The organism is Kitasatospora sp. NPDC092286 (assembly GCF_044755565.1).
Classification (GTDB): domain Bacteria; phylum Actinomycetota; class Actinomycetes; order Streptomycetales; family Streptomycetaceae; genus Kitasatospora.
In genome coordinates, this window is record NZ_JBIVRD010000012.1 from 119172 (window position 1) to 142168 (window position 22997).

Genomic DNA, 22997 nt, shown 5'->3' on the forward strand with positions numbered 1-22997 from the left:
CCAAGGAACCCGCCCATGCCCTCCACCAGCCCGGTCCGGCAGATCCTCGACCAGAGCAACCGCGCCGACCCCTACCCCCTCTACGCCGAGCTCCGCCGCACCCCGGTGCTGCGCGACGAGAGCGGCGTCCACCTGGTGACCACCTACTGGGAGATCCACGGGCTGCTCGAGGATCCGCGCATCAGCTCCGACGTGCGCAGCCGCGCCCCCGGAACGTCCAGCCCCCTGCGCGGCGCGGCCGAGGACGAGACCCTTCCGCCGGCCTTCATCGGGCTCGACCCTCCCGAGCACGACCGGCTGCGCCGGCTGGCCATGCGGCCCTTCGGCCCCCCGCACAGCCCCCGCCGCATCCACGACATGCGCGGCGAGCTGACCCGGACCGTCTCCGGCCTCATCGACGCCCTGGACGGCCGGCAGGAGTTCGACGTGGTCGACGACTTCGCCTACCCCTTCCCCGTCACGGTGATCTGCCGGCTGCTGGGCGTGCCCAAGGCGGACGAACCGCACTTCCGCGTCCTGGTCGACGCGGCACTCGCCGGCCTCAGACCGACCGAGGACCCGGCCGAGCAGCTCCGCACGGCCCAACGGGGCCGCCACGAACTCGGCCAGTACCTCTGGGGGCTGACCGAGGAGCACCGCCACCACCCCGGCGACGACATGCTCTCCGCCTGGGCCACCGACTCCGGACCGCACGGCAGCCTCTCGCCGATCGAACTGGTCAGCACCGCCGTCCTGTTGCTGATCGCCGGCCACGAGACCACCGTCAACCTGGTCACCAACGGCATGCTCACCCTGCTGCGCCACCCCGAGGAGCTGCGGCGGCTGCGGGACGCCCCCGAGACGGCGCCCGCCCTCGTGGAGGAACTGCTGCGCTACGAACCGCCCGTGCACATCCTGCCCCAGCGCAGTCCCCTGGAGGACATCGAGATCGCCGGCACCGTCCTCCCCAAGGGCGAGCCGGTCTGGCTGCTGCTCGCCTCGGGCAACCGGGACCCCAAGCGCTTCCCCGACCCCGACCGCTTCGACCCGACCCGCGAGGACACCCAGCACCTCGGCTTCGGGTACGGGATCCACCACTGCTTCGGAGCGCCGCTCGCCCGCCTGGAGGCGCACATCGCCCTGACCGGACTCGCCCGGCGGCTGCGCGATCCCCGGCTGGTGGCCGACCCGCCGCCGTACCGGCCCAGCCCGGTCCTGCGCGGTCCCCGCCATCTGGCCGTGGCCTTCGACGGCCTTGAGGCGCCGTAGCGCTTCCTGTCAGGTGGTCCGTCCGGGCCGCGCGCCGTCCGGTCGGCGCGGTGACTCGCGGTCAGTGCAGCGGCTTGGCCATCACGCACTCCCTGGTCACGCCGTCGGGCAGCAGGTCGCCGGGCTCTTCCGTGACGGCGAACCCGTGGCGCAGGTAGAGGGCGAGGGCGGGGTCGTTGCCCGGGATCACGGCGAGCCTCAGCACCGTGCCGCCCGACCGCAGGGCCCAGGCCTCGATCGCCGTGAGCAGCCGGTCTCCGACGCCGCGGCCGCGCGCCCCGGGAGCGACCCAGACCGACCTCAGCTCCTTCCCGGTGCCGTCCCCGGGGACGCCGCGGGCCATTCCGACGGCCCGGCCGTCCAGCAGGGCGACGACGTGGTGGGCGCCGGGCGCCCGGAAGCCGGACCGCCAGCGCTCTTCGCCGCCGTCCTGCCAGTCCGCGAGCCGGGACTTGAACGCGTGCGGCGCCTCGGCGAGCGCGGCGAGGCGGACCTCCCGCCACAACGGCCAGTCGTCTGTCGTGAGAACGCGCAGAGTCAGCATGCGGGCGAGTCTGTCGCACCGCCCACGGGGCGGTCCACGGCATTTGCCCTGGCCGCGGCAGGGGCGGCAGCGGCTGCGCGTGGCCACGGGCGGAGGGGGGTGGACAAAGAGGGTGAACAAAGACCGCATGGACGGCAGACTGGCCCCCATGGCTGCATCGGATCCCAAGGAAGACCTGCGCGTCTATCTTCAGGACGCCCGCGACGTCCTGCTGTGGAAGCTTGACGGTCTGTCCGAGTACGACGTTCGCCGCCCCATGACACCGACCGGCACCAATCTGCTGGGGCTGGTCAAGCACATGACCGGCGCGGAGGCGATGTACCTCGGCGAGGGCTTCGGGCGGCCGTTCGACGGGCCGCCGCTCTGGATCACCGGTGACGCCGAGCCGAACTCGGACCTGTGGGCGAGGCCCGACGAGACCCGTGAGCAGATCGTCGGACTGTACCGCCGGGTATGGGCCCACGCGGACGCGACGATCGAGTCGCTGCCCCTGGACGCGGTCGGCCGGGTGCCCTGGGGGCGGCGGAGTGAGGTGACGCTCCACCGCGCGCTGGTCCACCTGATCGCCGAGACCGACCGGCACGCCGGGCACGCCGACATCGTGCGGGAACTCGTCGACGGGGCCGTGGGGCAGCGGAGCGACAGCGGCAACATGGCACCCGGGGACGCCGTGTGGTGGGAGGACCACCGGAACCGCGTGGAGCGGGCGGCCAAGGAGGCCGACCACGGCGCGTAGTCGGGAGAGCGGGAGGCCGGGGGCGGTTCGCGGGCGGGTACGGCCCATCAGAGCTACCAGCTGCTGATCATATGATGTCCGCAGCCAGAGGCCGGCTCGGCCCGGCCCGGCGAGGGGGATCATGTTCGGCATCATCAGACCGTGCAGACACCGGCTTTCGGAGCGGCTGCAGACGTCCTGGATGGCGCATCTGTGCGGGCTCTGCCTCGCGCTGCGCGACGACCACGGCCAGTTGGCCCGGACCGCCACCAACTACGACGGCCTGATCATCTCGGTGCTGGTCGAGGCGCAGAGCGCGAAGGACGACGCCTCCTGGCGCCGCACCGCGGGGCCCTGCCCGCTGCGCGGGATGCGGACCGCGTCGGTCGCCAGGGGCGAGGGCGCCCGGCTGGCCGCCGCCGTCTCGCTGGCGCTCGCCTCGGTGAAGATCCGCGACCACGTCGAGGACCGGGACGGCGTGTTCGCCCGCCGTCCGGTCGCCGCCGGGGCCCGGGCGGTGACCAGGCGCTGGGACCGCAAGAGCGCGGGCAGTGCCTCGGCGGTCGGCTTCGACACCGCCGTGCTGCTCGACGCCGCCTCCCGCCAGGGCGGGCTGGAGCGGGAGCTGGCACCGGGCGGCTCCGTCCTGCTGGTCACCGAGCCCACCGAGAGCGCCACCTCGGCGGCGTTCACGCACACCGCCGTACTGGCCGGCCGGCCCGGCAACGCCGCCCCGCTGGCCGAGGCCGGCCGGCTGTTCGGCCGGCTCGCCCATCTGCTGGACGCCGCCGAGGACCAGGCCGCCGACGCCGCGAGCGGCGCCTGGAACCCGCTCACCGCCACCGGCACCGACCGCGCCGAGGCCGAACGCCTCTGCCGCGACGCCGTCCACGGCATCCGGCTCGCCCTGCGCGAGGTGGAGCTGACCGACCGGGCGCTGGTGCACGTCCTGCTCGCGCACGAGACCGAGCGCGCGGTCGAGCGGGTCTTCGGCCCGGCCGCGCACGCCGTCTCCTGCCGCACCCGGACGGCCGCCGGCACCGACGGCACCACCGGCACCGGCACCGCCGGCAACCCGTACCAGGCGCCGCCCCGGCAGGACCCGGACCAGGCACCGCCCGGCGAGCCGGGCGCACCGGTCCCCCCGTGGGTGCCGCAGGGACCGGGCTTCAGCCCGCCGGGCGCCCCGCCCCCGCACCCGCGCAACCTGCTGGCCGGCTGCGCGGTCTGGGCGCTGATGGCCTGCACCTGCCGGCTGATGTGCTGCGACCACGACGACCCGTTCTCGCGCGAGCGCAGGGAGGGCTGGTGCTCCCGGCACGACTGCGGCGACGGCTGCGACTGCTGCGGCAACGGGTGCGACTGCTGTGACGGGTGCTGCGGGGACGGCGGCTGCTGTGACGGGTGCGGCTGCGACGGCGGTTGCGACTGCGGCAGCTGCTGAACCGGCGCAGGCCGGGCCCGGACGCCCGGCAATGGCCCCCTGGGTGGAGGCGGGCTCATCCGGGCGGCGGGCCCGCCCGGCGTGGCGGCTCCGTCCTGCGGCCGAGCGGGTTACGCCGCCCGCAGGACGCGCCGACGGCGGTCGCGGACCTAACGTGGCGTCATGTCGACAACCCCCCGGTGGCGGACGGCCGCGCTGCTCGCCGTGCCCATCGCCGTCCTGCTCTCGCTGGCCGGCCCGCAGGCCGCGCCGGCCGCCTCCCCGACCGCCGAACCGCCGTCCACCGCATCCTCGTTCGGCTCACCCGCCGACGCGGCGGCCGGCGCACCGCAGGTGCCCGCGCCCACCACCCGCCGGCCGGTCGGCGCCACCTCGGTCCACCTGGTGGACACCGGCCGGCACGACCCCTGGCGGCCGGACGCGGCCACCCGCGAACTGATGGCCACCCTCTGGTACCCGGCACAGTCCGCGCGCGGCGAGCAACTGCCCTACATCTCCCCCGAGGTGTCCACGGCCCTGTACGGCACCCCGGACCTCAGCACCGTGGGCACGGGGGTGAAGGCCCGTACGGTGCCGGCGCCCGGACGGCACCCGCTGGTCGTGCTCTCCCCCGGCTACGGCTACAGCCGGACCTCCCTCACCGCCCTCGCCGAGGACCTCGCGGCCCGGGGCTACGCGGTGGCCGCGCTGGACCACACCTACGAGACCGTCGTGCAGTTCCCCGACGGACGGGTGGAGTCCTGCCTGATCTGCGACCGGGTGGACGAGCAGCGGGCGGCCGAGGTCACCCTCAGCCGGGCGAAGGACATCGGCTTCCTGATCGACCGGCTGACCGCGCCCGGGCCCGGGCTCGTCCGCGGGCTGCAGATCGACCGCTCCCGGATCGGCGCGGCCGGTCACTCCATCGGTGGCGCGAGCGCGATCGAGGCGATGCGCGAGGACGGGCGGATCCGCGCCGCCGCCAACCTGGACGGCGACGTCTTCGTCCCGCTCCCGGCCGACGGCCTCTCCCGCCCGGTGCTGCTGCTCGGCGCCCAGCGGCACGCCGGCGCGTCCCCGACGGCGAACTGGGAGGAGACCTGGCAGCACCTGACCGGCTGGAAGCGCTGGCTGGACCTGCCGGAGGGCGGCCACCTGTCGTTCTGCGACGTGCACTGGCTGGTGGACTCCCTCGGCGTCCGCGACCAGGTACCGCCCGAGACCGCACAGGGGCAGTACGGCACCATCAAGGGCGACCGTGCGCTCGCCGCCACCCGGGCGTACCTCGGCGCGTTCTTCGACCGGCATCTGCTCAACCGTCCGGCCCGGCTGCTGGACGCGCCCTCGGCGGCGTATCCGGAGGTCCTGTTCGCCAAGTAGGCCGTTTCCTCGACGAGTTCGGGCCGAACCTCTGGACGCGCCGTGACCTGAGCATGTAAAACAGCTCTCCCGGCAGCTCTCCGCACAGCGCCCCCGCCCCCGCGCGCACCCCTCGGCACGTCCTGCCGCGCGCGGCGCGCAGCCCCCTCGCAACGCGCCACCACGCCTCAGCACGCTTCACCGCTGCCGGAGTTCACCGCGTCCAGCCGCCGCGCCCGCTCGGCGGCGCACCTTGCCGTGCGCCGCCGCCGCGGCCTTCGCCGAGAACCCGAGGAGCACGATGCCGTTCAGTATCCGAACGACCGCCGGTGCCATAGCCGTTGCCGTCGCGGCGGTCACCTTCACCGCCACCGCCCTGCCCGGCACCGCCTTCGCCGCCCCCGAACCGGGCCCGGCCGCCTCCGCCGCCGCCCCCTCCTCGGCCGCCGTCTCGGCCGCCGACGCGGCACTCGCCGCCAACGCCGCCCGGCTCGGCATCACCCCGGCGCAGAGCCGCACCGTCCGGGACGTCGTCGCCGACGCCGACGGCGGCCGGCACGTCCGCTACGACCGCACCTTCGCCGGACTGCCGGTGCTCGGCGGCGACCTGGTCGTCCACCTCGCCCCGGGCGGCGCCTTCACGGGAGCCGACCGGGCCGCCGCCGGCGATCTCGCGGTGCCCACCACCACGCCCGCCGTCCCGGCCGCCACCGCGCGGGCCCAGGCCGTCCGGGCCCTCGGCCCCGCCATCCGAAACGCCGACGCCACGGCCGAGCTGGTGGTCGACGCCCTGCACGGCACGCCCCGGCTCGCCTGGCAGACCACCGCCGCCGGCCAGGACTACCTCGGCAACCCGGTCGCCCGCACGGTGCTGTCGGACGCGGCCACCGGCGGCACCATCGCCACCTGGGACGCGATCGAGACCGTCACCGGCGACGGCGCCTCGCTCTACAGCGGCACCGTCCCGCTGGAGGCCACCGCCGCCGGCGGCTCCTACCAGCTCAAGGACCCGACCCGGGGCGGCACCTACACCGGCGACGCGCAGAACAAGACCGACCTCTGCATCGGCAGCATCTGCATCAGCCGGGCGCCCGCCGTGCTCTTCACCGACGCCGACAACCACTGGGGCACCGGCACCACCGCCGACCGGGCCACCGCCGCCGTCGACGCCCAGTACGGCACCGACGTCACCTGGGACTACTACAAGAACGTGCACGGCCGCAACGGCATCGCCGGCGACGGCAAGGGCGCGTACAACCGCGTCCACTACGGCAGCGGCTACAACAACGCCTTCTGGCAGGACAGCTGCTTCTGCATGACGTACGGCGACGGCGACGGGACGACCTTCGGGCCGCTGGTCTCGCTGGACGTCGCCGGGCACGAGATGTCGCACGGCGTCACCTCGCGGACCGCCAAGCTCACCTACTCCGGCGAGTCCGGCGGGCTCAACGAGGCGACCTCCGACATCCTCGGCACCCTGGTCGAGTTCTACGCCGCCAACCCCGCCGACCCGGGTGACTACCTGATCGGTGAGCAGATCGTGAAGCCCGGCTTCGGCAAGGCCGCGCTGCGGTTCATGGACCAGCCGTCCAAGGACACCAAGTCGGCGGACTGCTGGAGCTCCGGCGTCGGCAACCTCGACGTGCACTACTCCTCGGGCGTCGCCAACCACTTCGCCTACCTGCTCGCCGAGGGCAGCGGCACCAAGGTGGTGGGCGGCGTCACCTACTCCAGCCCCACCTGCGACGGTTCGACCGTGACCGGCATCGGCCGGGACAAGCTCGGCGCGGTCTGGTACCGGGCACTCACCGTCTACATGACGTCCGGCACCACGTACGCCGGCGCCCGGACGGCCACCCTCAAGGCGGCCACCGACCTCTACGGCGCGGGCAGCGCCGAGTACGCCGCGGTCGCCGCCGCCTGGTCGGCCGTCGCGGTCGGATGACCCTCGCCGCCACCACCCGCCACCGGCCCGGGGCGCCCCCGCGTCTCGGGCCGGTGTGCGCCCCCGCCTGGTCCCGGCCCGCGCTGCCAGAGCGGCACCACCGCCACCGGACCACCGGCCGCCGACCGCCCGCGCTCACACATCCCGGCTCGCGACCGCCGCCGGCCCCGTCCGCCGGTCCGCCGCCAGCGAGTGCTCCAACCGCGCCAGCAGCGCCCGGAACCGCTCGGTGTCCTGCTCTGTCATCCGCCCGTCGGGCCGCACCCGCGCACCCGGCACCTCGGCCGTTCTCTCGTTCATGCCCCCGACGTTATGCCCCGGCGATCAACAGCCGATAAACACCCCCGCCGTCGGGCGGCCGGATCACGCCCGGCCGAGCACCCGGTCGACCGCTATCTCGATGACCACCCGGTCCGGGTTCACCCGCGGCTCCCGGTACCGCTCCGTGTAACGGCGCACGGCCTCGGCCACCTCCCCCGGTTCGTCCCGGACGACGGCCACGCCCTCCAGCGTCGACCAGCGCGCCCGGTCCACCTGGCAGACCGCCACCCGCATCCCCGCAGGGCCGGCCGCCAGCACGTTGCGCACCTTGCGGCTGGTCCGGCTGCTGATCACCCGCGCGACCGCCGTCTCCGGCTGGTACGTCACCCCCACCGGCACCACATGCGGCGAACCGTCCGGCCGCCGGGTGGTCAGCGTGGAGATGTGCCGCTCCCGCCAGAACGAGAGAAAGGTGTCGTCGAGCTCGCGCGGATCATGGGCCATGCCCGCGATCGTACGACGTCCGGCCCGGTGCGCGGGCACCGGGCCGGACGGCGACGCACCCCCTCGGCGCAGGTCCTGGCGACGCCGCACCGCCTCGGCGGCGAGCACGGCTCAGTGGCCGCGGGCGATCCAGTCGGCGAGGGCCGGGGCCTCGGCACCGATGGTGGTCGGGTCACCGTGCCCGGTGCGGACCACCGTCTCCGGGGGGAGGGAGAGCAGGCGGTCGCGGATCGAGTCGATGATGGTCGGGAAGTGCGAGAACGACCGGCCGGTGGCGCCCGGGCCGCCCTGGAAGAGGGTGTCGCCGGTGAAGACCGTCCCGAGGTCCGGCGCGTACAGGCAGACCGCGCCCGGCGCGTGCCCGGGCGTGTGCAGCACGGTCAGCACGGTGCCGGCCACCTCGATCCGCCCGCCGTCGGCGAGTTCGGCGTCCGGCAGCCGCTCGGGGTGGGTGAGCTTCCAGAGCGGAAGGTCGTCGGGGTGCAGCAGGATCGGCGCGCCGGTCCGGGCGGCGAGCGCGGGGGCCGCGTCGATGTGGTCGTTGTGCGCGTGGGTGGAGACGATGGCCAGCAGCCGGCGCCCGCCCAGGGCGGCCTCGATCGCGTCGGCGTCATGGGCCGCGTCGATCACCACGGCCTCGGCGTCGTCACCGACGATCCAGACGTTGTTCTCCACCTCCCAGCTGCCGCCGTCGAGTTCGAAGGTGCCGGCGGTGACCAGCCGGTCGATGCGCGCGGTGGTCACAGGACCACCACCGAACGGAGCACGTCGCCCTGGTGCATGCGCTCGAACGCCTGCTCCACCTGGTCGAGGTCGATGGTCTCGGTGACGAACGCGCCGAGGTCCAGACGGCCCTGGAGGTAGAGGTCGATCAGCATCGGGAAGTCCCGCGAGGGCAGGCAGTCGCCGTACCAGGAGGACTTCAGCGCGCCGCCCCGGCCGAACACGTCCAGCAGCGGCAGCTCCAGCGCCATCTCCGGCGTCGGCACGCCGACCAGGACGACCGTGCCGGCCAGGTCGCGGGCGTAGAACGCCTGCTTGTACGTCTCCGGACGGCCGACCGCCTCGACCACCACGTCCGCGCCGTGGCCGCCGGTCAGCTCGCGGATCGCCTCGACCGGGTCACTGGTACGGGAGTTGACGGTGTGGGTGGCACCGAGCCGCTGCGCGGTGGCCAGCTTGCGGTCGTCGATGTCCACCGCGATGATCTTCGACGCGCCGGCCAGGCGCGAGCCGAGCACGGCGGCGCCGCCGACCCCGCCGCAGCCGATCACCGCGACCGTGTCGCCGCGGCCGACGTTGCCGGTGTTGATCGCGGCGCCGATGCCCGCCATCACACCGCAGCCCAGCAGCCCGGCGACGGCCGGGTCGGCGGCCGGGTCGACCTTGGTGCACTGCCCGGCCGCGACCAGGGTCTTCTCGGCGAAGGCCCCGATCCCCAGGGCCGGGGAGAGCTCGGTGCCGTCCAGCAGGGTCATCTTCTGCTTGGCGTTGTGGGTGTTGAAGCAGTACTGCGCCCGGCCGCGCTTGCAGGCCCGGCACTGACCGCAGACCGCGCGCCAGTTGAGGACGACGAAGTCACCCGGCTCGACCTCGGTCACGCCCGCGCCGACCGACTCGACGATGCCCGCCGCCTCGTGGCCCAGCAGGAACGGGAACTCGTCGTTGATACCGCCCTCGCGGTAGTGCAGGTCGGTGTGGCAGACACCGCAGGCCTGAATCCGCACCACCGCCTCGCCCGGTCCCGGGTCGGGCACGACGATCGTCGTGACCTCCACGGGCGCGCCCTTGGCGCGCGCGATGACTGCCTTGACCTGCTGGGCCATCCGATTCCACCTCCGTCGGCCGGCGCGCCTCCGCACCGGCGTGACCTGCATCAATGACTTGCCCACGAAGCGTAGCGCCCGTCCGGCCGCGCCCCCGGCGTACGGGCCTGGTGATCCGGCTCACCGTGACCCGGTCGGCCCGGCCGGCCGCGTCGGCCGGGGCGCGCGCACGGCACCGAGCACCCGTCATCGTGCCCTGAACCGGCCGCCGATGGCTGGAAGTGCCGCTGACTGCGGACCGTCACCCACGTACGGTCGAAGCTGACCTGCCACACCCCGACCGAACCACCCCGGCCGAACCACCCCGACCCGCGCCGAACCGTCCCCGCCCGCGCACCTCCCCGGATCCACCCCCCGTCGGGCCGCCCCGTGCGGCCCACCGCCCTGGAGTCTGGAGTACGGATGTCCGCCGAGAACAGTGCGACCGGCACCGCCCAAGCGCCCCTGATCCCGCTGCACTGCCTGCGCCACCTGGAGCCGGGCCCGCCCCGCCTGGCCGCGCTGCCCACCGGCACCCCGGTCTGGCTGGTCAGCCGGCACACCGACGTCCGGCAGGTGCTCACCGACCCGCGTCTGGGCCGCGCCCCGCTGTACGCCGCCGACGCGCCGCCGCTGTCGCTCACCCCCAACATCCTGGACGACCCGCAGAGCATGCTGAACATCGACGGCACCGGGCACCAGCGGCTGCGCCGCACCGTGCAGCGGGCGTTCACCCCGCGCGCGATCGCGCGCTGGCGCCCCTGGGTGGCCTCGGTGGTCGAGTCCCTGCTGGACGAGCTGATCGACCAGGGCTCCCCCGCCGACATCGTCGCCGCCTACTCCCGCCCGCTGCCGATCGCCGTGATCAGCCGCCTGATGGGGCTGGACGGCCTCGACAGCAAGCGCCTCGCCCACTGGAGCGACCACGCGCTCTCCGCCACCGCCTTCTCCGCCGAGGCGATCCGGGCGGCCATGGACGACTTCGCCGCGTTCGGCACCGAGCTGATCGCCGAACGCCGCGCCGCCCCCGGCGACGACCTGGTCAGCAGTCTGCTCACGGCGGCCGACGAGAGCGGCGACATCGGCGAGGCGCAGCTGGTCTCGCTCGTCATCGGCCTGGTGGTGGCCGGGCACGAGACCACCATGACCACGCTCGGCAACGCCCTGGTCTACCTGCTCGGCGACGGCCGGGACGCCTGGCAGCGGCTCGCCGCGGACGAGCAGAGCGCGGCCGCGGCCACCGAGCAGTTGCTGCGCGCCGTCCCGCTCGGGGACGCCAAGATCCTCCCCGGGCTGCTGCGGCGCACCGTGGAGGACGTCGAGATCGGCGGGGTGGTCATCCCGGCGGGCAGCGTGGTGGCCGCCGACACCGGGGCCGCCAACAAGGACCCCGGGGTGTTCACCGGGGACCTGCTGACCGAGCTCTTCTCCCCGCTCGCCGCGCCGATGTACACCTTCGGGGCCGGCCCCCACCACTGTCTGGGCGCCTGGCTGGCCCGGATGGAACTGGAACTCGCCCTGCACCGGCTGGCCCGCCGGCTGCCCGCGCTGCGGCTCGCCGGGGCGACGGACATCGACTGGCGGCGCGGCCTGCTGACGCGCAGCCCGAACTCCCTCCAGGTCGCCTGGTGACCGCCGACGCGGCGGACGCCGACGCCGTGGTGGTCCGGGTGGACCGGGACCGCTGTATCGGCTCCGGGATGTGCGCGCTCACCGCACCCGGCTCGCTGGCGCTCGGCGCCGACGGGCTGGCCCGCCCGGTGCGCGGCTCCGTCGACGGCGCGGGCGGCGGCGGTGACGGCAACGGCGAGCGGCTGACGGAGGCGCTGGCCGAGGCCGTGGACTTCTGCCCGGTCGAGGCGATCGCCCTCTACTCCGCCCGCCACGGCCACCGGCTCGCCCCGGCCGAGTGACGCCCGCGCCGGTGCCCCGCCCTCCCCGGGAGGGCGGGGCGCCGGTGACGGTCCGCCCGTCCCGGACGGGCGGTCAGGCCGGGACCTGCCCCGGCTCGCCCGCCCAGGCCAGCGCCTTGCGGATCTCGCTCGCCGGATCGCCCTCGTGGTACGGGCGCTCGCTGGTCTCGACGTGGTCCAGGAACTCCTGGTACCGCACCGCGTACGAGAGGTGGTAGAGCGGCTCGACCAGTTCCAGGGCGCGCTCCGGGTCCGAGCCGGGGGCATGCTCCCGCCAGGCGCGCGCCCAGACACCGGCGATCTGCGCCCAGCGCTCGGCGGAGACGTACTGACGCGGGCGCAGCCCGTCCAGCGCCGGGTGGCCGAGGCAGGAGTCCGCGTAGTCGACGATCACCGTGTGCGTGCCGTCGGAGCGCCAGTTGCCGGGGTGGAAGTCGCCGTGCACCAGCGTCTCGGGGAGTCCGCAGGCGGTCAGTTCACCGACCAGTGCGGGCAGTCGCGCGGCGAGGGCGCGGGCGGCGGCGAGTTCACCGGCCGTCAGATCGGAGCGGGCCGGGCCGGTGCCGGCCTCCAGCCGGTCGAGCAGGGAGTCGACCTGGCCGAGGAGGGTGCGCGGGGTGCGGTCGCGCAGACCGGCGGCGGCCGCCCGGCCGTCCGCCGCGAGCGCCGCCTGGGCGGCGACCAGCCGGGGCAGCACGTCCGCGACGGTCTCGGCGGACGGGCCCCAGCAGTCCTCCCCGGGCACATGGTCGAGCAGCAGCAGCCCGCGCTCCGGGTCGGCGCCGAGCACCGGTGGCACCAGGGTCGCGTCGACGCCGCCGAGCAGGGCGATGACCTCGCCCTCGCGCGCGTTGAACACCGGGTTGATCGCCTTCAGCCAGGCGTCGCCGCCGGTCGTGGTCGAGTAGCGGAACAGGCCGGACAGGTTCCACGTCCTGAGCTGCCGGGCCCGGCCGGCCACGGGACGACCCGCCTTCCCCAGCGTCCGCTCCGCCCAGTCCAGGACGTCGCGCAGCCCGGCGGGCGTGGCCCAGCCGGCCCGCCGCTCGGCCGGGCCGAGCAAGGCGGCCAGGTCGGCGCCCGGCTCACGCGGGGCCGGCGCGGCGGGCCGCTCCAACGCCTCGGCGTGGTAGACCACATGCCCGCCGCTACCGCCCTCGCCGCTCGCCACCTCGGCCAGCCGGACCACCGCCACCGGCACTCCGGCCACGGCCGAGACCCGTTCGACCACCGGCCCGACGGCCGACCACCACCCTCCGTCCACCTCGAACGGGCCCACCGGCCCGAAGTAGTCGTCCCCGTGGGTGAGGTGGACGCTGACCGTCCGACCGTTCGCTCGTTCCATCCGGGCAGGTTCCCTCATCCGGCCCGCCCTCGCGACCGAATTTCGGCCCGCCGGTACGGCGTAGGCGCTGGGCCCGTCCGGGGCCGGCCGCCCGGCCCGCCGGTGCCTCCGTCCCGTCGGCCCCGGTGGCACGGCTACGGGATCGCCACGGCGGCCCCCGAGACCCGCACCCGGGCGTCGCCCTCGCGGAGTTCGACGTGCAGCAGGCCCGGGCGGCCGAGATCGTCGCCCTGGTGCAGCGTCAGTGTGGCCGGCACCGTCACCGCGCCCAGTTCGCGCAGGTAGGCGCCGAAGGCGGCGGCGGCCGCACCGGTGGCGGGATCCTCCACGACGCCGCCGACCGGGAACGGGTCGCGGACGTGGAAGACGTCCTCGCTCTCGCGCCAGACCAGTTGGAGGGTGACCAGATCGCGGGCCGTCATATAGGCGGCGAGGCCGTCGAAGTCGTACGCCAGCCGGGCGAGCCGGTCACGGGTGGCCGCGGCGAGCACCAGGTGGCGGGCGCCGCCGTAGGCGATCCGGGGCGGCAGCGCGGCGTCCAGGTCCTCGGGCGACCAGCCGAGCAGGGCGAGCGCCTCGGCGACGTCCGCCTCGCCGGCCTCCTCGACGTGCGGCTCGACGCTGGTGAGGGTGGCGCGCAGCACGCCGTCCGCGTCCTTGTCCACCTCGATCGGCACCTCGCCGGCCGGGGTGGCGAAGACGTAGTGGCCGGGACCGGTCCGCTCGGCGAGCGCGACGGCGGAGGCGACGGTGGCGTGACCGCAGAACGGCACCTCCAGCAGCGGGCTGAAGTACCGCACGGTGTAGGTGCCTTCGGCCCGGCCGGGTATCAGGAACGCCGTCTCCGAGTAGCCCACCTCGGCGGCGATGGCGAGCATCCGCTCGGTGGAGAGGCCGGAGGCGTCCAGCACGACGCCGGCCGGGTTCCCGCCGTCCGGGCGGGTGGTGAAGGCGGCGTAGCGAAGGATCTCGCCGCCGGGGGGCACGGGCACGGTGTCACTGGTCATGACCGCTCGAACGCCGTCCGTCCGACGGCTGTTCCCGTTCGTCGGCCGCAACCGGTGTCACTCGGATCGCCACGCGCCCCCTCCGCCCCGCCCACGCCCCCTCAGCGCAGGCCCTCTCAGCGCAGCACGGCCCGGGTGGCCGCGCGCCGGCCCCCGCGGTGCTGACGGCGCTGCTGACCACCCGGCGGCGGCCCCGGTCCGGTGGGTCCCTCCCGGCGCCGACGAGCCCGGCCCCGTACCCGGCCGGCCGCACCACGCCCGTCCCCCGCCCGGCCCAGTCCGGCGTGCGGGCGGGCACGTCGGAGCCGATGCTGGGCGGCGACGCGCGCCCGGCGTACGGCGGCCGGGCCGGCCCGAGGAAGGACACCCCATGAGCTCCCTCGACTTCGAGGTCATCGACAGCCCCGACAGCTCACTGAACAAGACCTCCGTGCTGGTGACCGGTCCGAACGACGCCCTGCTGGTGGACGCCGGGTTCACCCGCTCCGACGGGCGGCGGCTGGCCGAGCGGATCCGCGCCACCGGCAAGCGGCTGACCACGGTGTTCGTCAGCCACGGCGACCCGGACTTCTACTTCGGCGCCGAGGAGGTCCAGGCCGCCTTCCCGCAGGCCCGGTTCCTGGCCACCGCGGCCACCGTCGAGCACATCCAGGAGTCCTACGAGGACAAGCTGAAGGCCTGGGCCCGTCTCGGGCCGGAGCTGCCGACCCGGCTGGTGCGGCCCGAGGTGCTGCACAACGACGAGCTCGTCTTCGAGGGCCACCGGTTCGAGCTGCGCGGCGCCGACTTCCACCTGCCGGAACGGCACTACCTCTGGCTCCACCACCACCACGCGATCCTCGGCGGGGTGCTGCTCTTCGAGGGCCTGCACGTCTGGACGGCCGACACCCCGACCCCGGAACAGCGGGCCGCCTGGATCGACCTGCTGGACGGGATGGAGGCGCTGGAGCCGACGTTCGTGGCGGCCGGCCACCGGACCGCCGGCGCACCCACCGACACCACCGCGATCCGACACACCCGGGACTACCTGCGGGCGTTCGAGACGGAGATCGGCCGCACCACCGACGCGGCCGCCGCCAAGGAGGCGCTGGAGCGCCGCTTCCCGGATCTGGGCCTGAAGCTGGCGGTCGACCTCGGGACGAAGGTCGCCAAGGGCGAAATGGCCTGGGGCTGAGCCGCGATGATCGAGATTCCGAAGGCCGCGGCCTCGTTCGCCGAGTCCGACGCCCCCGCCGACGTGGTGCGCCGCCAGTACCTGGCCTCGGCCCGCGGGGACCTGGCCGCACTGCGGGCCACCCTGGCCGACGACGTGGAGTGGACCGAGATGGCGGGCTTCCCGCTGGCCGGCACCTACCGCACGCCGAAGGGCGTCACCAGCAATGTGATGGAGCGCCTGGCCGCCGAGTGGGACAGCTGGACGGCGCACGACGACCGCTATGTGGTGGACGGCGAGAACGTGGTCGTGCTGGCCCGCTACACCGCCGTCAACAAGGCCACCGGCCGCCCCCTGGCGGTGCGGGTGGCGCACCACTTCACGGTGCGCGGCGGCCGGATCGTCCGGTTCGAGCAGTTCGTCGACACCGCCCTGGTCAGGGCCGCGATGACGGCCTGACCCGCGCAGAACCGCCTAGCGCCCGCTCCAAACCCGCTCGAACCATGCTTCACCCGTTCGGGGGGAGCCTGTCGCGGCGCGCCCGGCGCGGCCTCGACAGGCCCGCAGGACGGCGGCAGGCTGTCGGTGATTCCGGCCGGAGAGCGAGGAGTTCAGCATGAGCACGAACACGGCGGGGACGGCCGACGGCGGCGGGCGCGAGCGCCCGTACGTGATCGTCGGGGCCTCCCTCGGCGGCGCGAAGGCCGCGCAGGCACTGCGCGAGGCCGGGTACGGGGGCGGCATCGTCCTGATCGGCGACGAGCACGAGCGGCCGTACGAGCGGCCACCGCTCTCCAAGGGATACCTGCTCGGCAAGACCCCGCGGGAGAAGATCTACGTCCACCCGCCGCAGTGGTACGCCGAGCACGACATCACCCTGCGGCTGGGCACCGCGGTCGCCTCGATCGACCCGGCCGCGCACACCGTCACGCTCACCGACAACGGCGAGATCGGCTACGACAAGCTGCTGCTGACCACCGGCTCGGTGCCGCGCCGGCTGCCGGTGCCCGGCGCGGACCTGGACGGGGTGCTGTACCTGCGCCGGGTCGAGGACAGCGACCGGATCAGGGCGGTGCTGAGGCCCGGCGCCCGGGTGGCCGTGATCGGGGCCGGCTGGATCGGCCTGGAGACGGCGGCGGCGGCGCGGGCCGCGGGCGCCGAGGTCACCGTGCTGGAGGCGGCCGAGCTGCCGCTGCTGCGGGTGCTGGGCCGCGAGGTCGCCCAGGTCTTCGCCGACCTGCACCGCGACCACGGCGTGGAGCTGCGGTTCGGCGCCGGCGTCCAGGAGCTGACCGGCGCGGGCGGCGCGGTCACCGGCGTACGGCTCGCGGACGGCGCGACGGTGGCCGCGGACGCGGTGATCGTCGGCATCGGCATCACCCCGGACACCGCGCTCGCCGAGGCCGCCGGGCTGGAGATCGACAACGGCGTCCGGACCGACGAACGGCTGCGCACCTCCGACCCGGACATCTACGCGGCGGGCGACGTCGCCAACGCCTTCCACCCGCTGTTCGGCCGGCACATCCGGGTCGAGCACTGGGCCAACGCGCTGAACCAGCCGCAGACCGCGGCCCGCGCGATGCTCGGGCAGGACGAGGTGTACGACCGGGTGCCGTATTTCTTCTCGGACCAGTACGACGCGGGCCTGGAGTACGTCGGCTACGTCGAGCCCGGCGGGTACGACCGGGTGGTCTTCCGCGGCGACCCGGCCACCCGCGAGTTCATCGCCTTCTGGGTCGCCGAGGGCAGGGTCCTGGCGGGCATGAACGTCAACGTCTGGGACGTCACCGACCCGATCCGCGAACTGGTCCGGTCCGGCCGGGCGGTGGACCTCAAGGCCCTGGCCGACCCGGCCGTCCCGCTGACGGACCTCTGACGGGCCGCTGACGGACCGCCGAGGCGCGCGGCGGGCCGACGGGCGCCCTGCCGCGCGCTCAGAGCCGCCGCAGGGCGCCGTCGGCACGCAGGTCGGCGAGCGCCGGGTAGCCGTCCACCGCCATCAGCAGGTCCGCCTCGGCGAGCAGCGAGCGCAGGACGTGCACCACACCGTCCTCGCCGCCCAGGGCCAGCCCGTACGCGTACGGGCGGCCGACGCCGACCGCGGTGGCGCCGAGGGCGAGCGCCTTGACCACGTCCGCGCCGGTCCGCACCCCGGAGTCGAACAGCACGGGCAGGCCGTCGGCGGCCTCGACCACGCCGGGCAGCGCGTCCAGCGCCGGCAGGCCGCCGTCGGCCTGCCGGCCGCCGTGGTTGGAGCAGTAGACCGCGTCCACGCCGCCGTCCCTGGCGCGGCGGACGTCCTCGGGGTGGCAGATGCCCTTGAGGACCAGCGGCAGATCGGTGAGCGAGCGCAGCCAGGGGAGGTCGTCCCAGGTGAGCGGGTTGCCGAAGACACCGGCCCACTCCAGCACGGCGGCCCTCGGGTCCTCCTCCGGGGTCTTGGCGAGGCGGGCCCGGAACACCGGGTCGCTGGTGTAGTTGGCCAGCGCGTGACCGCGCAGCTGGGGGAAGTTGCCGGTGGCGAGGTCGCGCGGCCGCCAGCCGGTGAGCCAGGTGTCCAGGGTGATCACGATGCCCCGGAAGCCGGCCCCCTCGGCGCGGCGCACCAGGCTCTCGGCCAGTGCCCGGTCGGTGGGCGTGTAGAGCTGGAACAGACCGGGGGTGTCGCCCAGCCGATCGGCGACCTGTTCCATCGGGTCGACCGACAGGGTGGAGGCGACCATCGGCACCCCGGTCCGGGCGGCGGCCCGGGCGGCGGCGAGGTCGCCGTGGCCGTCCTGGGCGCAGAGGCCGATCACCCCGATCGGGGCCAGGAACAGCGGCGAGGGCAGCCGCAGGCCGAACAGGTCCACGGTGAGGTCGCGCTGCCGGGCGCCGACCATCATCCGGGGCACCAGGCCCCAGCCCTCGAAGGCGCTCGCGTTGGCCCGCTGGGTCCGCTCGTCACCGGCGCCGCCCGCGACGTACGACCAGACCGAGGGCGACAGTGCGGCCCGGGCCCGCGTTTCGAGGTCCGCGAAGGTCATCGGCAGGGTCGGCTGGACGCCGAACAGCCCGTCGAAGTAGATCTCGTTCTGGTAGTCGCCGAACTGCTGCCCTGCCATCGCCGGTCGCCGTCCTTCCGTGGGCCGCCGGGCCCGGGCCCGTCCCGGGCGGCGGCAGCCCCCACCCTGCCAAACCCGCGGCCCGGCGGGGAGGAGGAGGACCGGTGCGGGACCGCCCGGTGCGGCGCGTTCAGTGCGTGACCAGCGCGCCGTGCCGCATCCCCGGCCCGGCTGGACGGCGGATCGGACGGCGGATCGGACGGCGGGTCAGACGGCGAGCAGGGTCCAGGGTTCGGGGCGGGCCAGGGCGAGGCGGGGTTTGCGGGCGGCCCAGTGGCGGACGGAGGCCGCCATGACGGCGGCCGGGTCGTGCACCGTCCGGGTGGGTTCGAAGGGCTCGCTCATGCTGGTGTAGCTCTGGAACATGGCGAGCAGCTTGACCGCCTGGCTCTGGAACGGCGAGAGGTACTGGTCCGCGAGCGGCAGGAAGAAGCGGTTCCAGCTGTCGCCGGACACCAGGGGCGGCCGTTCGATGGGGGCCACGCCGTGGGCGGCGCGCCATTCGTTGAGGGTGCCGCAGATGACGTCGAGCAGGGAGTCGAGGGTCAGGCTGCCGCGGCCGGCCGCCAGCACCTCGGTGCGCGGGACGTCCGGGGGCGCGCCGAGCGCGGCCTCGGCGACGAGGGCGGCGACCTCGTCCACCGGGCTGATCTCGGCATAGCCGGCCGGGTCGCCCACGACCACGGCGGCCAGGCCCGAGACGAGCGCCTGCAGCACGGTGTAGGGACCGGAGAAGCGGGCGATCTCGCCGCTGTCGCGGCGGCCGACGATCAGCGGCGGGCGGACCAGCGTCAGCGGGCCGTCGTGCTCCGAGCGGACGACCTCCTCGCAGACCGCCTTGGACCACTCGTAGCCGTTGCGGTACCCCTCGAACTCGGCGCCCCGCAGGTCCTCGGGGTTGCGGACGCCGCCGACGTAGGCGGTGGAGAGGTGGACGAGGTGGGTGTCCCGGTCGGCGAGGGCCAGGACGGCCCGCAGCGGGTCGATGTTGGCGGCGGTCGCCTCCGCCCGGCTGAGGGTCCAGCGGGTGGAGGCCGCCGAGTGCACGATCACGTCCCAGTGCCCGGCGAGGACGGCGGGCGCGGGCTCGGCGCCGATCCGCCAGCAGAGCACGGAGTCGTCGGTGGCCCGCCGGGCGACCCGGGTGACGGTGTGCCGGGCGGGGCCGTCGGCGGCGCGCAGCCGTTCGACGACCTCGGCGCCGACCACACCGGTCGCTCCGGTGACCAGGATTCGCATGGCTTCCTTTCTGTCGGGGTGCGGCTGTTCTGTCGCGCTGCGGGCGGAGCCTGGTCAGCCGGCCGGGACGAGAACCAGGCAGGCGTTCTGGCCGCCGAATCCGAAGGAGTTGGAGAGGACGGGGGCGGGCCGGACGGAGCGCGGCGCGCCGCGGACCAGGTCCACCAGGTCGGCCTCCGCGCTGGAGCGGAGGTTGGCGATCGGCGGGACCACCCCCCGGGCGGCGCAGAGCAGGCCCAGCACGGCCTCCAGGGCTCCCGAGCCGCCGATCAGATGGCCGGTGACGCCCTTGGAGGCGGTGAGCGGCGGCGGCTGCCCGGCGAAGCAGCGGTCGACCGCCCGGGCCTCGGCACGGTCGTTGAGGAGCGTCGAGGTGCCGTGGGCGTTGATGTGGCCGATGTCGGCGGTGGACAGCCCCGCGTCGGCGATGGCCTGCCGCATGCACCGGGCGGCGGTCCCCCCGTCCTCCTGCGGGGCCACGATGTGGGAGGCGTCGCAGGTGTCGGCGTAACCGGCGACCTCGCCGTAGATCCGCGCGCCCCGGGCGAGGGCGGCGTCCCAGCGTTCGAGGACGAGCACGGCCGCGCCCTCGCCCATGACGAAGCCGTCCCGGTCGGTGTCGAACGGACGGCTGGCCAGCTCGGGTTCGGTGTTCCTGGTGGACATCGCCCGCATCCGCGCGAACGCCCCCACGACGACGGTGGTGACGGCCGAGTCGACGCCCCCGGCCAGCGCCACGTCGAGCTCCCCGTACCTGACCTTCCGGGCGGCCTCGCCGACGGCGGTGGTACCGCTGGCACAGGCGCTGGAGTACGTGGTGCAGGGGCCCTGGAAGCCGTACCGCATGGCCAGTCGGCAGGCCGGCGAGTTGGCCATGGTGCGGGGCACGGTGTGCACCGGCATGTCCCTGGGCCGGTCGCCGTGGCTCAGGGTGACGGCCTCCATGCTCGGCAGGCCGCCGATGCCGGTGCCGATCTGCACCCCCACCCGGTCCGGCGGCAGTCCGGCCGGCAGGGTGGCGTCGGCCACGGCGTCGGCGGCCGCGCAGAGCAGCAGTTGGGTGGTGCGGTCGATCTGGCGCGACTCACGGCGGGTGAGGTAGGCGTCGAGGTCGAACGGCGGTACCAGGCAGGCGAACTGGACCGGGTGGTCCTGCTCGGCCAGCCACCCGGCGACGGTGGCGGCGGTGCGGTCGGCCTTCAGTACGGTGGTGAACGCCTCCTCCGGGTCGTTGCCCGCCGGTGACTTCACGCCGATGCCGGTGACGGCGACGCGGTGTCCGCCCGAACGGTGACGGCCGGTCATGCGGGCTCCGCCGTGCGGATCCGGAGCAGGTCGATGGCCTGGCCCACGTTCTGCGCGGCGGTCAGGTCCGCCACCTCGATCCGCAGTTTCAGGGCCCGTTCCAGCCGGGCTCCGATCTCCATCAGTTCCAGGCTGTCGATGCCGTAGTCGGCCAGCAGGCTGGTCCGCTCGTGCACCTCCTCCACCTCGGTGCCGAGCACATCCGAGATGGTGGTCCTGACCAGCAGGGCCAGGTCCTCGCGTGTGGGCATGTCCGTCGTTCCTTTCCGATACGGGGCGGTGCGGGTCGGTGCGGGCGGGCGGGTCCCGTCCGGTCGGGTCCGGTCGGGTCGGGTCCGGTCGGGTCGGGTCGGGTCCGTGGTGTCAACCCGCCGCGGTCGCGGCGATCGCGGCGTCGAGGATCCCGGTCGCCTCCGCGATCTCCGCTCCGGTGCCGACCAGTGGGGGCAGCAGGCGCACGGTGGTCGGCCGGCCCAGGCAGGGCGAGACCAGCAGCCCGGCACCGGCCAGCTCGACCACGACCGCGCCGGCCGCCCGGGGCGTGGCGAAGTCGATCCCCCGGAGCAGGCCCCGGCCGCGCACCTCGGTCACCACACCCGGGTAGCGCTGCCCGAGACCGTCCAGCGCGAGGTCCAGAAGACGGGACAACTCGGCCCCGTGGCCAGCCAGTTCCTCGATCGCGGCGAGGGCCGCCGGCAGCGCCGCGCAGCTCAGCGGATGGCCGCCGAACGTGGCGGAGTGCAGGAACGGGTCGGCGGCCAGCGGGGCGTACATCCGCTCGGAGCAGAGCAGCGCGGACAGCGGCACCACCCCGCCGCCCAGCGGCTTTCCGAGCAGCACCGCGTCGACGGGGAGGCCGTCGGCGAGGGCGACCGACCGCTCGCCGCACCGGCGCAGCCCGCACTGGATCTCGTCCGCGATGGCGAACGCGCCGTGCCGGTGGGCGTCCTCGCACCACTGGCGCAACACCTCGGCCGACAGCGGGACGGCACCGTTCTCGCCCTGGACGGGCTCGAAGACGACGGCGGCCACATCGCCGGCGGAGGCCTCGCGGAGCACCGCGTCCGGGTCCTCCGGGTCCAGATGGACGACGTCCACCGCACAGCCGCGCAGGCCCACCCGGTAGAGCGGGCTGTGGGTCAGCGCGAGCGCGCCGAGCGACTTGCCGTGGAAGCCGCCGCGCACCGCCAGGACCCGGGCCCGGCCGGTGGCGAGCCGGGCCAGCTTGACCGCGACCTCCACCACGTCGGCACCGTTGAGGCCGAAGTAGACCTTCGGCAGCGCGTCGCCCAGGTAGCCGGCGAGGCAGGCCGCCGCCCCGGCCGAGACCGGGTTGGCCAGGCTGCGGGTGGAGGTCGGCATGGTGTCGAGCTGCCGCCGGACGGCGGCCACCACCGCCGGGTGGCGGTGGCCGAGCAGGGTGACGGCGTACGAACCGAAGTCCAGCGCCGAGCGGCCGTCGGAGAGCGTCACCCGGCACCCGCCGGCGGACTCCTCGACGGCTCCGCGCCCGGCGAAGCTGCCGGTCAGGGCGAGCTTCGGGGAGAGGTGGCGGCGCAACTGGTCGAACACCCCGGTGGCGGTGGCCGGGGCGGTGGAGGCGGCGGTGGCCGGCCCGGCCGCAGGCGCGGCGGTCACGGCGCGACCGCCGGGTCGAGCGGACGGTGGGTGCCGGCGGCGGGCGCGACCCCCAGCAGCCGCTGTTCGAGGGCGGCCAGCATCTGGGCGGCGTTCTCCCTGAGGGCGTCCGCGGCCACCGGGTTGAGCATCGCGGCGAGCAGCGGGATGCCGATGTCGAAGTCGACGTGCAGGGAGACGGTGCTGCCGCCGCCCGGTGCCGGGCGGACGGCCCAGTGGCCGGCGAAGTACCCGAGGTCACCGCTCACCTGGTGGAAGGAGAAGCGGCGGGCCTCGGGGTCGATCACCTCGGCCTCGGTCCAGTGCAGGACCGATCCCTTGAGGCGGACCGACCACGCGGTCGTCCGGTGCCGGTCGTCGGTCCGGTCGGTGACCACCACCGAGTCGACGCTCTCCATGCAGTCCGGGTAGCTCTCCACGTCGACCACCGCCGCCCAGGCGGTGTCGGGCGGAACCTCGATGGGCAGATCCACTTCCACGCGTGGCATG

General features: G+C 75.0%; 23 protein-coding genes. 10 read left to right on the plus strand and 13 right to left on the minus strand.

The window, feature by feature from the left end:
- Positions 1-15: 15 nt before the first annotated feature.
- Entirely contained in the window at positions 16-1248 is a 1233-nt protein-coding gene (locus ACIQIB_RS14950; protein ID WP_400758229.1) for a cytochrome P450, read from the plus strand.
- A 61-nt stretch (positions 1249-1309) separates the two neighbouring features.
- On the opposite strand, the gene ACIQIB_RS14955 is transcribed toward ACIQIB_RS14950, so the two are convergent.
- A complete protein-coding gene (locus tag ACIQIB_RS14955) occupies positions 1310-1792 on the minus strand; it encodes a GNAT family N-acetyltransferase (protein ID WP_400758231.1) in 483 nt (160 codons plus the stop codon).
- Between the two features lie 148 nt (positions 1793-1940).
- Here ACIQIB_RS14955 and ACIQIB_RS14960 point away from each other — a divergent pair, with 148 nt between their 5' ends.
- The 4 genes from ACIQIB_RS14960 (at position 1941) to ACIQIB_RS14975 (ending at position 7234) form a co-directional block, all read left to right on the plus strand.
- Positions 1941-2528 carry a DinB family protein gene (locus ACIQIB_RS14960; protein ID WP_363606202.1) on the plus strand — a complete coding sequence of 196 codons (588 nt, stop codon included), beginning with the start codon at positions 1941-1943 and terminating at the stop codon, positions 2526-2528.
- A 121-nt stretch (positions 2529-2649) separates the two neighbouring features.
- A complete protein-coding gene (locus ACIQIB_RS14965) occupies positions 2650-3951 on the plus strand; it encodes a DUF5685 family protein (RefSeq protein ID WP_400758232.1) in 1302 nt (433 codons plus the stop codon).
- Positions 3952-4113: 162 nt separating this feature from the next.
- Positions 4114-5310, plus strand: coding sequence for an alpha/beta hydrolase family protein (locus ACIQIB_RS14970; RefSeq protein ID WP_400758234.1), 1197 nt, complete (start codon positions 4114-4116; stop codon positions 5308-5310).
- A 280-nt stretch (positions 5311-5590) separates the two neighbouring features.
- Positions 5591-7234, plus strand: a complete 1644-nt coding sequence (locus ACIQIB_RS14975; protein WP_400758236.1) for a M4 family metallopeptidase — start codon at positions 5591-5593, stop codon at positions 7232-7234.
- A 135-nt stretch (positions 7235-7369) separates the two neighbouring features.
- Here ACIQIB_RS14975 and ACIQIB_RS14980 read toward each other — a convergent pair whose 3' ends face one another.
- From ACIQIB_RS14980 to ACIQIB_RS14995, 4 genes are all read right to left on the minus strand, one after another.
- A complete protein-coding gene (locus ACIQIB_RS14980) occupies positions 7370-7534 on the minus strand; it encodes a hypothetical protein (protein WP_363606208.1) in 165 nt (54 codons plus the stop codon).
- 63 nt (positions 7535-7597) lie between these two features.
- On the minus strand, positions 7598-7999 hold the full coding sequence (locus ACIQIB_RS14985; RefSeq protein WP_400758239.1) for a pyridoxamine 5'-phosphate oxidase family protein: 402 nt from the start codon (positions 7997-7999) through the stop codon (positions 7598-7600).
- 111 nt (positions 8000-8110) lie between these two features.
- On the minus strand, positions 8111-8743 hold the full coding sequence (locus tag ACIQIB_RS14990; RefSeq protein WP_400651695.1) for an MBL fold metallo-hydrolase: 633 nt from the start codon (positions 8741-8743) through the stop codon (positions 8111-8113).
- Positions 8740-9825 (minus strand): S-(hydroxymethyl)mycothiol dehydrogenase, encoded by a 1086-nt coding sequence (locus tag ACIQIB_RS14995; RefSeq protein ID WP_363606214.1) that lies wholly within the window; start codon positions 9823-9825, stop codon positions 8740-8742. Before ACIQIB_RS14995 ends, ACIQIB_RS14990 begins: the two co-directional genes overlap by 4 nt.
- 402 nt (positions 9826-10227) lie before the next feature.
- On the opposite strand from ACIQIB_RS14995, the gene ACIQIB_RS15000 reads away from it, so the two are divergent.
- Both ACIQIB_RS15000 and ACIQIB_RS15005 read left to right on the plus strand, forming a co-directional pair.
- The gene (locus ACIQIB_RS15000) at positions 10228-11436 is read left to right on the plus strand and encodes a cytochrome P450 (RefSeq protein WP_363606216.1); all 1209 of its coding nucleotides are present in this window, start codon (positions 10228-10230) and stop codon (positions 11434-11436) included.
- Positions 11433-11717 carry a ferredoxin gene (locus ACIQIB_RS15005; protein WP_363606217.1) on the plus strand — a complete coding sequence of 95 codons (285 nt, stop codon included), beginning with the start codon at positions 11433-11435 and terminating at the stop codon, positions 11715-11717. Before ACIQIB_RS15000 ends, ACIQIB_RS15005 begins: the two co-directional genes overlap by 4 nt.
- A gap of 73 nt (positions 11718-11790) precedes the next feature.
- Here the strand turns inward: ACIQIB_RS15005 and ACIQIB_RS15010 are convergent, their stop codons facing one another.
- Together ACIQIB_RS15010 and ACIQIB_RS15015 are read right to left on the minus strand one after the other, a co-directional pair.
- Complete coding sequence (locus tag ACIQIB_RS15010) at positions 11791-13062, minus strand: phosphotransferase (protein ID WP_400758241.1); 1272 nt, start codon at positions 13060-13062, stop codon at positions 11791-11793.
- Positions 13063-13196: 134 nt separating this feature from the next.
- Positions 13197-14069 carry a PhzF family phenazine biosynthesis protein gene (locus tag ACIQIB_RS15015; protein WP_400651687.1) on the minus strand — a complete coding sequence of 291 codons (873 nt, stop codon included), beginning with the start codon at positions 14067-14069 and terminating at the stop codon, positions 13197-13199.
- 370 nt (positions 14070-14439) lie between these two features.
- Here ACIQIB_RS15015 and ACIQIB_RS15020 point away from each other — a divergent pair, with 370 nt between their 5' ends.
- From ACIQIB_RS15020 to ACIQIB_RS15030, 3 genes are all read left to right on the plus strand, one after another.
- Positions 14440-15243, plus strand: coding sequence for an MBL fold metallo-hydrolase (locus tag ACIQIB_RS15020; protein ID WP_363606222.1), 804 nt, complete (start codon positions 14440-14442; stop codon positions 15241-15243).
- Between the two features lie 6 nt (positions 15244-15249).
- Positions 15250-15681 (plus strand): nuclear transport factor 2 family protein, encoded by a 432-nt coding sequence (locus tag ACIQIB_RS15025; RefSeq protein ID WP_363606223.1) that lies wholly within the window; start codon positions 15250-15252, stop codon positions 15679-15681.
- A 157-nt stretch (positions 15682-15838) separates the two neighbouring features.
- Positions 15839-17098: an NAD(P)/FAD-dependent oxidoreductase gene (locus ACIQIB_RS15030; RefSeq protein ID WP_400651683.1), complete on the plus strand. Its 1260-nt coding sequence runs from the start codon at positions 15839-15841 to the stop codon at positions 17096-17098.
- A 58-nt stretch (positions 17099-17156) separates the two neighbouring features.
- Here the strand turns inward: ACIQIB_RS15030 and ACIQIB_RS15035 are convergent, their stop codons facing one another.
- The 6 genes from ACIQIB_RS15035 to ACIQIB_RS15060 form a co-directional block, all read right to left on the minus strand.
- On the minus strand, positions 17157-18326 hold the full coding sequence (locus ACIQIB_RS15035; protein ID WP_400758243.1) for an alpha-hydroxy-acid oxidizing protein: 1170 nt from the start codon (positions 18324-18326) through the stop codon (positions 17157-17159).
- 207 nt (positions 18327-18533) lie between these two features.
- Positions 18534-19565, minus strand: coding sequence for an SDR family oxidoreductase (locus tag ACIQIB_RS15040; protein ID WP_400758245.1), 1032 nt, complete (start codon positions 19563-19565; stop codon positions 18534-18536).
- 54 nt (positions 19566-19619) lie between these two features.
- Positions 19620-20870, minus strand: coding sequence for a beta-ketoacyl-[acyl-carrier-protein] synthase family protein (locus tag ACIQIB_RS15045; RefSeq protein ID WP_363606228.1), 1251 nt, complete (start codon positions 20868-20870; stop codon positions 19620-19622).
- Positions 20867-21121: an acyl carrier protein gene (locus ACIQIB_RS15050; RefSeq protein ID WP_363606230.1), complete on the minus strand. Its 255-nt coding sequence runs from the start codon at positions 21119-21121 to the stop codon at positions 20867-20869. Before ACIQIB_RS15050 ends, ACIQIB_RS15045 begins: the two co-directional genes overlap by 4 nt.
- 112 nt (positions 21122-21233) lie before the next feature.
- Positions 21234-22508 (minus strand): aminotransferase class III-fold pyridoxal phosphate-dependent enzyme, encoded by a 1275-nt coding sequence (locus tag ACIQIB_RS15055; RefSeq protein WP_363606231.1) that lies wholly within the window; start codon positions 22506-22508, stop codon positions 21234-21236.
- Entirely contained in the window at positions 22505-22996 is a 492-nt protein-coding gene (locus tag ACIQIB_RS15060) for a type II toxin-antitoxin system RatA family toxin (RefSeq protein ID WP_400758247.1), read from the minus strand. The genes ACIQIB_RS15055 and ACIQIB_RS15060 overlap by 4 nt, the downstream gene beginning before the upstream one ends.
- Between the last annotated feature and the right edge of the window lies 1 nt (position 22997).

Excerpts from the sequence above, each read along its gene's own strand:
- ACIQIB_RS14975 (WP_400758236.1), top strand. The coding sequence starts at position 5,591 with ATGCCGTTCAGTATCCGAACGACCGCCGGTGCCATAGCCGTTGCCGTC.
- ACIQIB_RS15020 (WP_363606222.1), top strand. The coding sequence starts at position 14,440 with ATGAGCTCCCTCGACTTCGAGGTCATCGACAGCCCCGACAGCTCACTG.
- ACIQIB_RS15015 (WP_400651687.1), bottom strand. The coding sequence starts at position 14,069 with ATGACCAGTGACACCGTGCCCGTGCCCCCCGGCGGCGAGATCCTTCGC.
- ACIQIB_RS14955 (WP_400758231.1), bottom strand. The coding sequence starts at position 1,792 with ATGCTGACTCTGCGCGTTCTCACGACAGACGACTGGCCGTTGTGGCGG.
- ACIQIB_RS15040 (WP_400758245.1), bottom strand. The coding sequence starts at position 19,565 with ATGCGAATCCTGGTCACCGGAGCGACCGGTGTGGTCGGCGCCGAGGTC.
- ACIQIB_RS15045 (WP_363606228.1), bottom strand. The coding sequence starts at position 20,870 with ATGACCGGCCGTCACCGTTCGGGCGGACACCGCGTCGCCGTCACCGGC.
- ACIQIB_RS14985 (WP_400758239.1), bottom strand. The coding sequence starts at position 7,999 with ATGGCCCATGATCCGCGCGAGCTCGACGACACCTTTCTCTCGTTCTGG.
- ACIQIB_RS14965 (WP_400758232.1), top strand. The coding sequence starts at position 2,650 with ATGTTCGGCATCATCAGACCGTGCAGACACCGGCTTTCGGAGCGGCTG.
- ACIQIB_RS15025 (WP_363606223.1), top strand. The coding sequence starts at position 15,250 with ATGATCGAGATTCCGAAGGCCGCGGCCTCGTTCGCCGAGTCCGACGCC.
- ACIQIB_RS14995 (WP_363606214.1), bottom strand. The coding sequence starts at position 9,825 with ATGGCCCAGCAGGTCAAGGCAGTCATCGCGCGCGCCAAGGGCGCGCCC.
- ACIQIB_RS15000 (WP_363606216.1), top strand. The coding sequence starts at position 10,228 with ATGTCCGCCGAGAACAGTGCGACCGGCACCGCCCAAGCGCCCCTGATC.
- ACIQIB_RS14970 (WP_400758234.1), top strand. The coding sequence starts at position 4,114 with ATGTCGACAACCCCCCGGTGGCGGACGGCCGCGCTGCTCGCCGTGCCC.
- ACIQIB_RS14980 (WP_363606208.1), bottom strand. The coding sequence starts at position 7,534 with ATGAACGAGAGAACGGCCGAGGTGCCGGGTGCGCGGGTGCGGCCCGAC.
- ACIQIB_RS15060 (WP_400758247.1), bottom strand. The coding sequence starts at position 22,996 with ATGCCACGCGTGGAAGTGGATCTGCCCATCGAGGTTCCGCCCGACACC.
- ACIQIB_RS15050 (WP_363606230.1), bottom strand. The coding sequence starts at position 21,121 with ATGCCCACACGCGAGGACCTGGCCCTGCTGGTCAGGACCACCATCTCG.
- ACIQIB_RS14960 (WP_363606202.1), top strand. The coding sequence starts at position 1,941 with ATGGCTGCATCGGATCCCAAGGAAGACCTGCGCGTCTATCTTCAGGAC.
- ACIQIB_RS14950 (WP_400758229.1), top strand. The coding sequence starts at position 16 with ATGCCCTCCACCAGCCCGGTCCGGCAGATCCTCGACCAGAGCAACCGC.
- ACIQIB_RS15010 (WP_400758241.1), bottom strand. The coding sequence starts at position 13,062 with ATGGAACGAGCGAACGGTCGGACGGTCAGCGTCCACCTCACCCACGGG.
- ACIQIB_RS15035 (WP_400758243.1), bottom strand. The coding sequence starts at position 18,326 with ATGGCAGGGCAGCAGTTCGGCGACTACCAGAACGAGATCTACTTCGAC.
- ACIQIB_RS15030 (WP_400651683.1), top strand. The coding sequence starts at position 15,839 with ATGAGCACGAACACGGCGGGGACGGCCGACGGCGGCGGGCGCGAGCGC.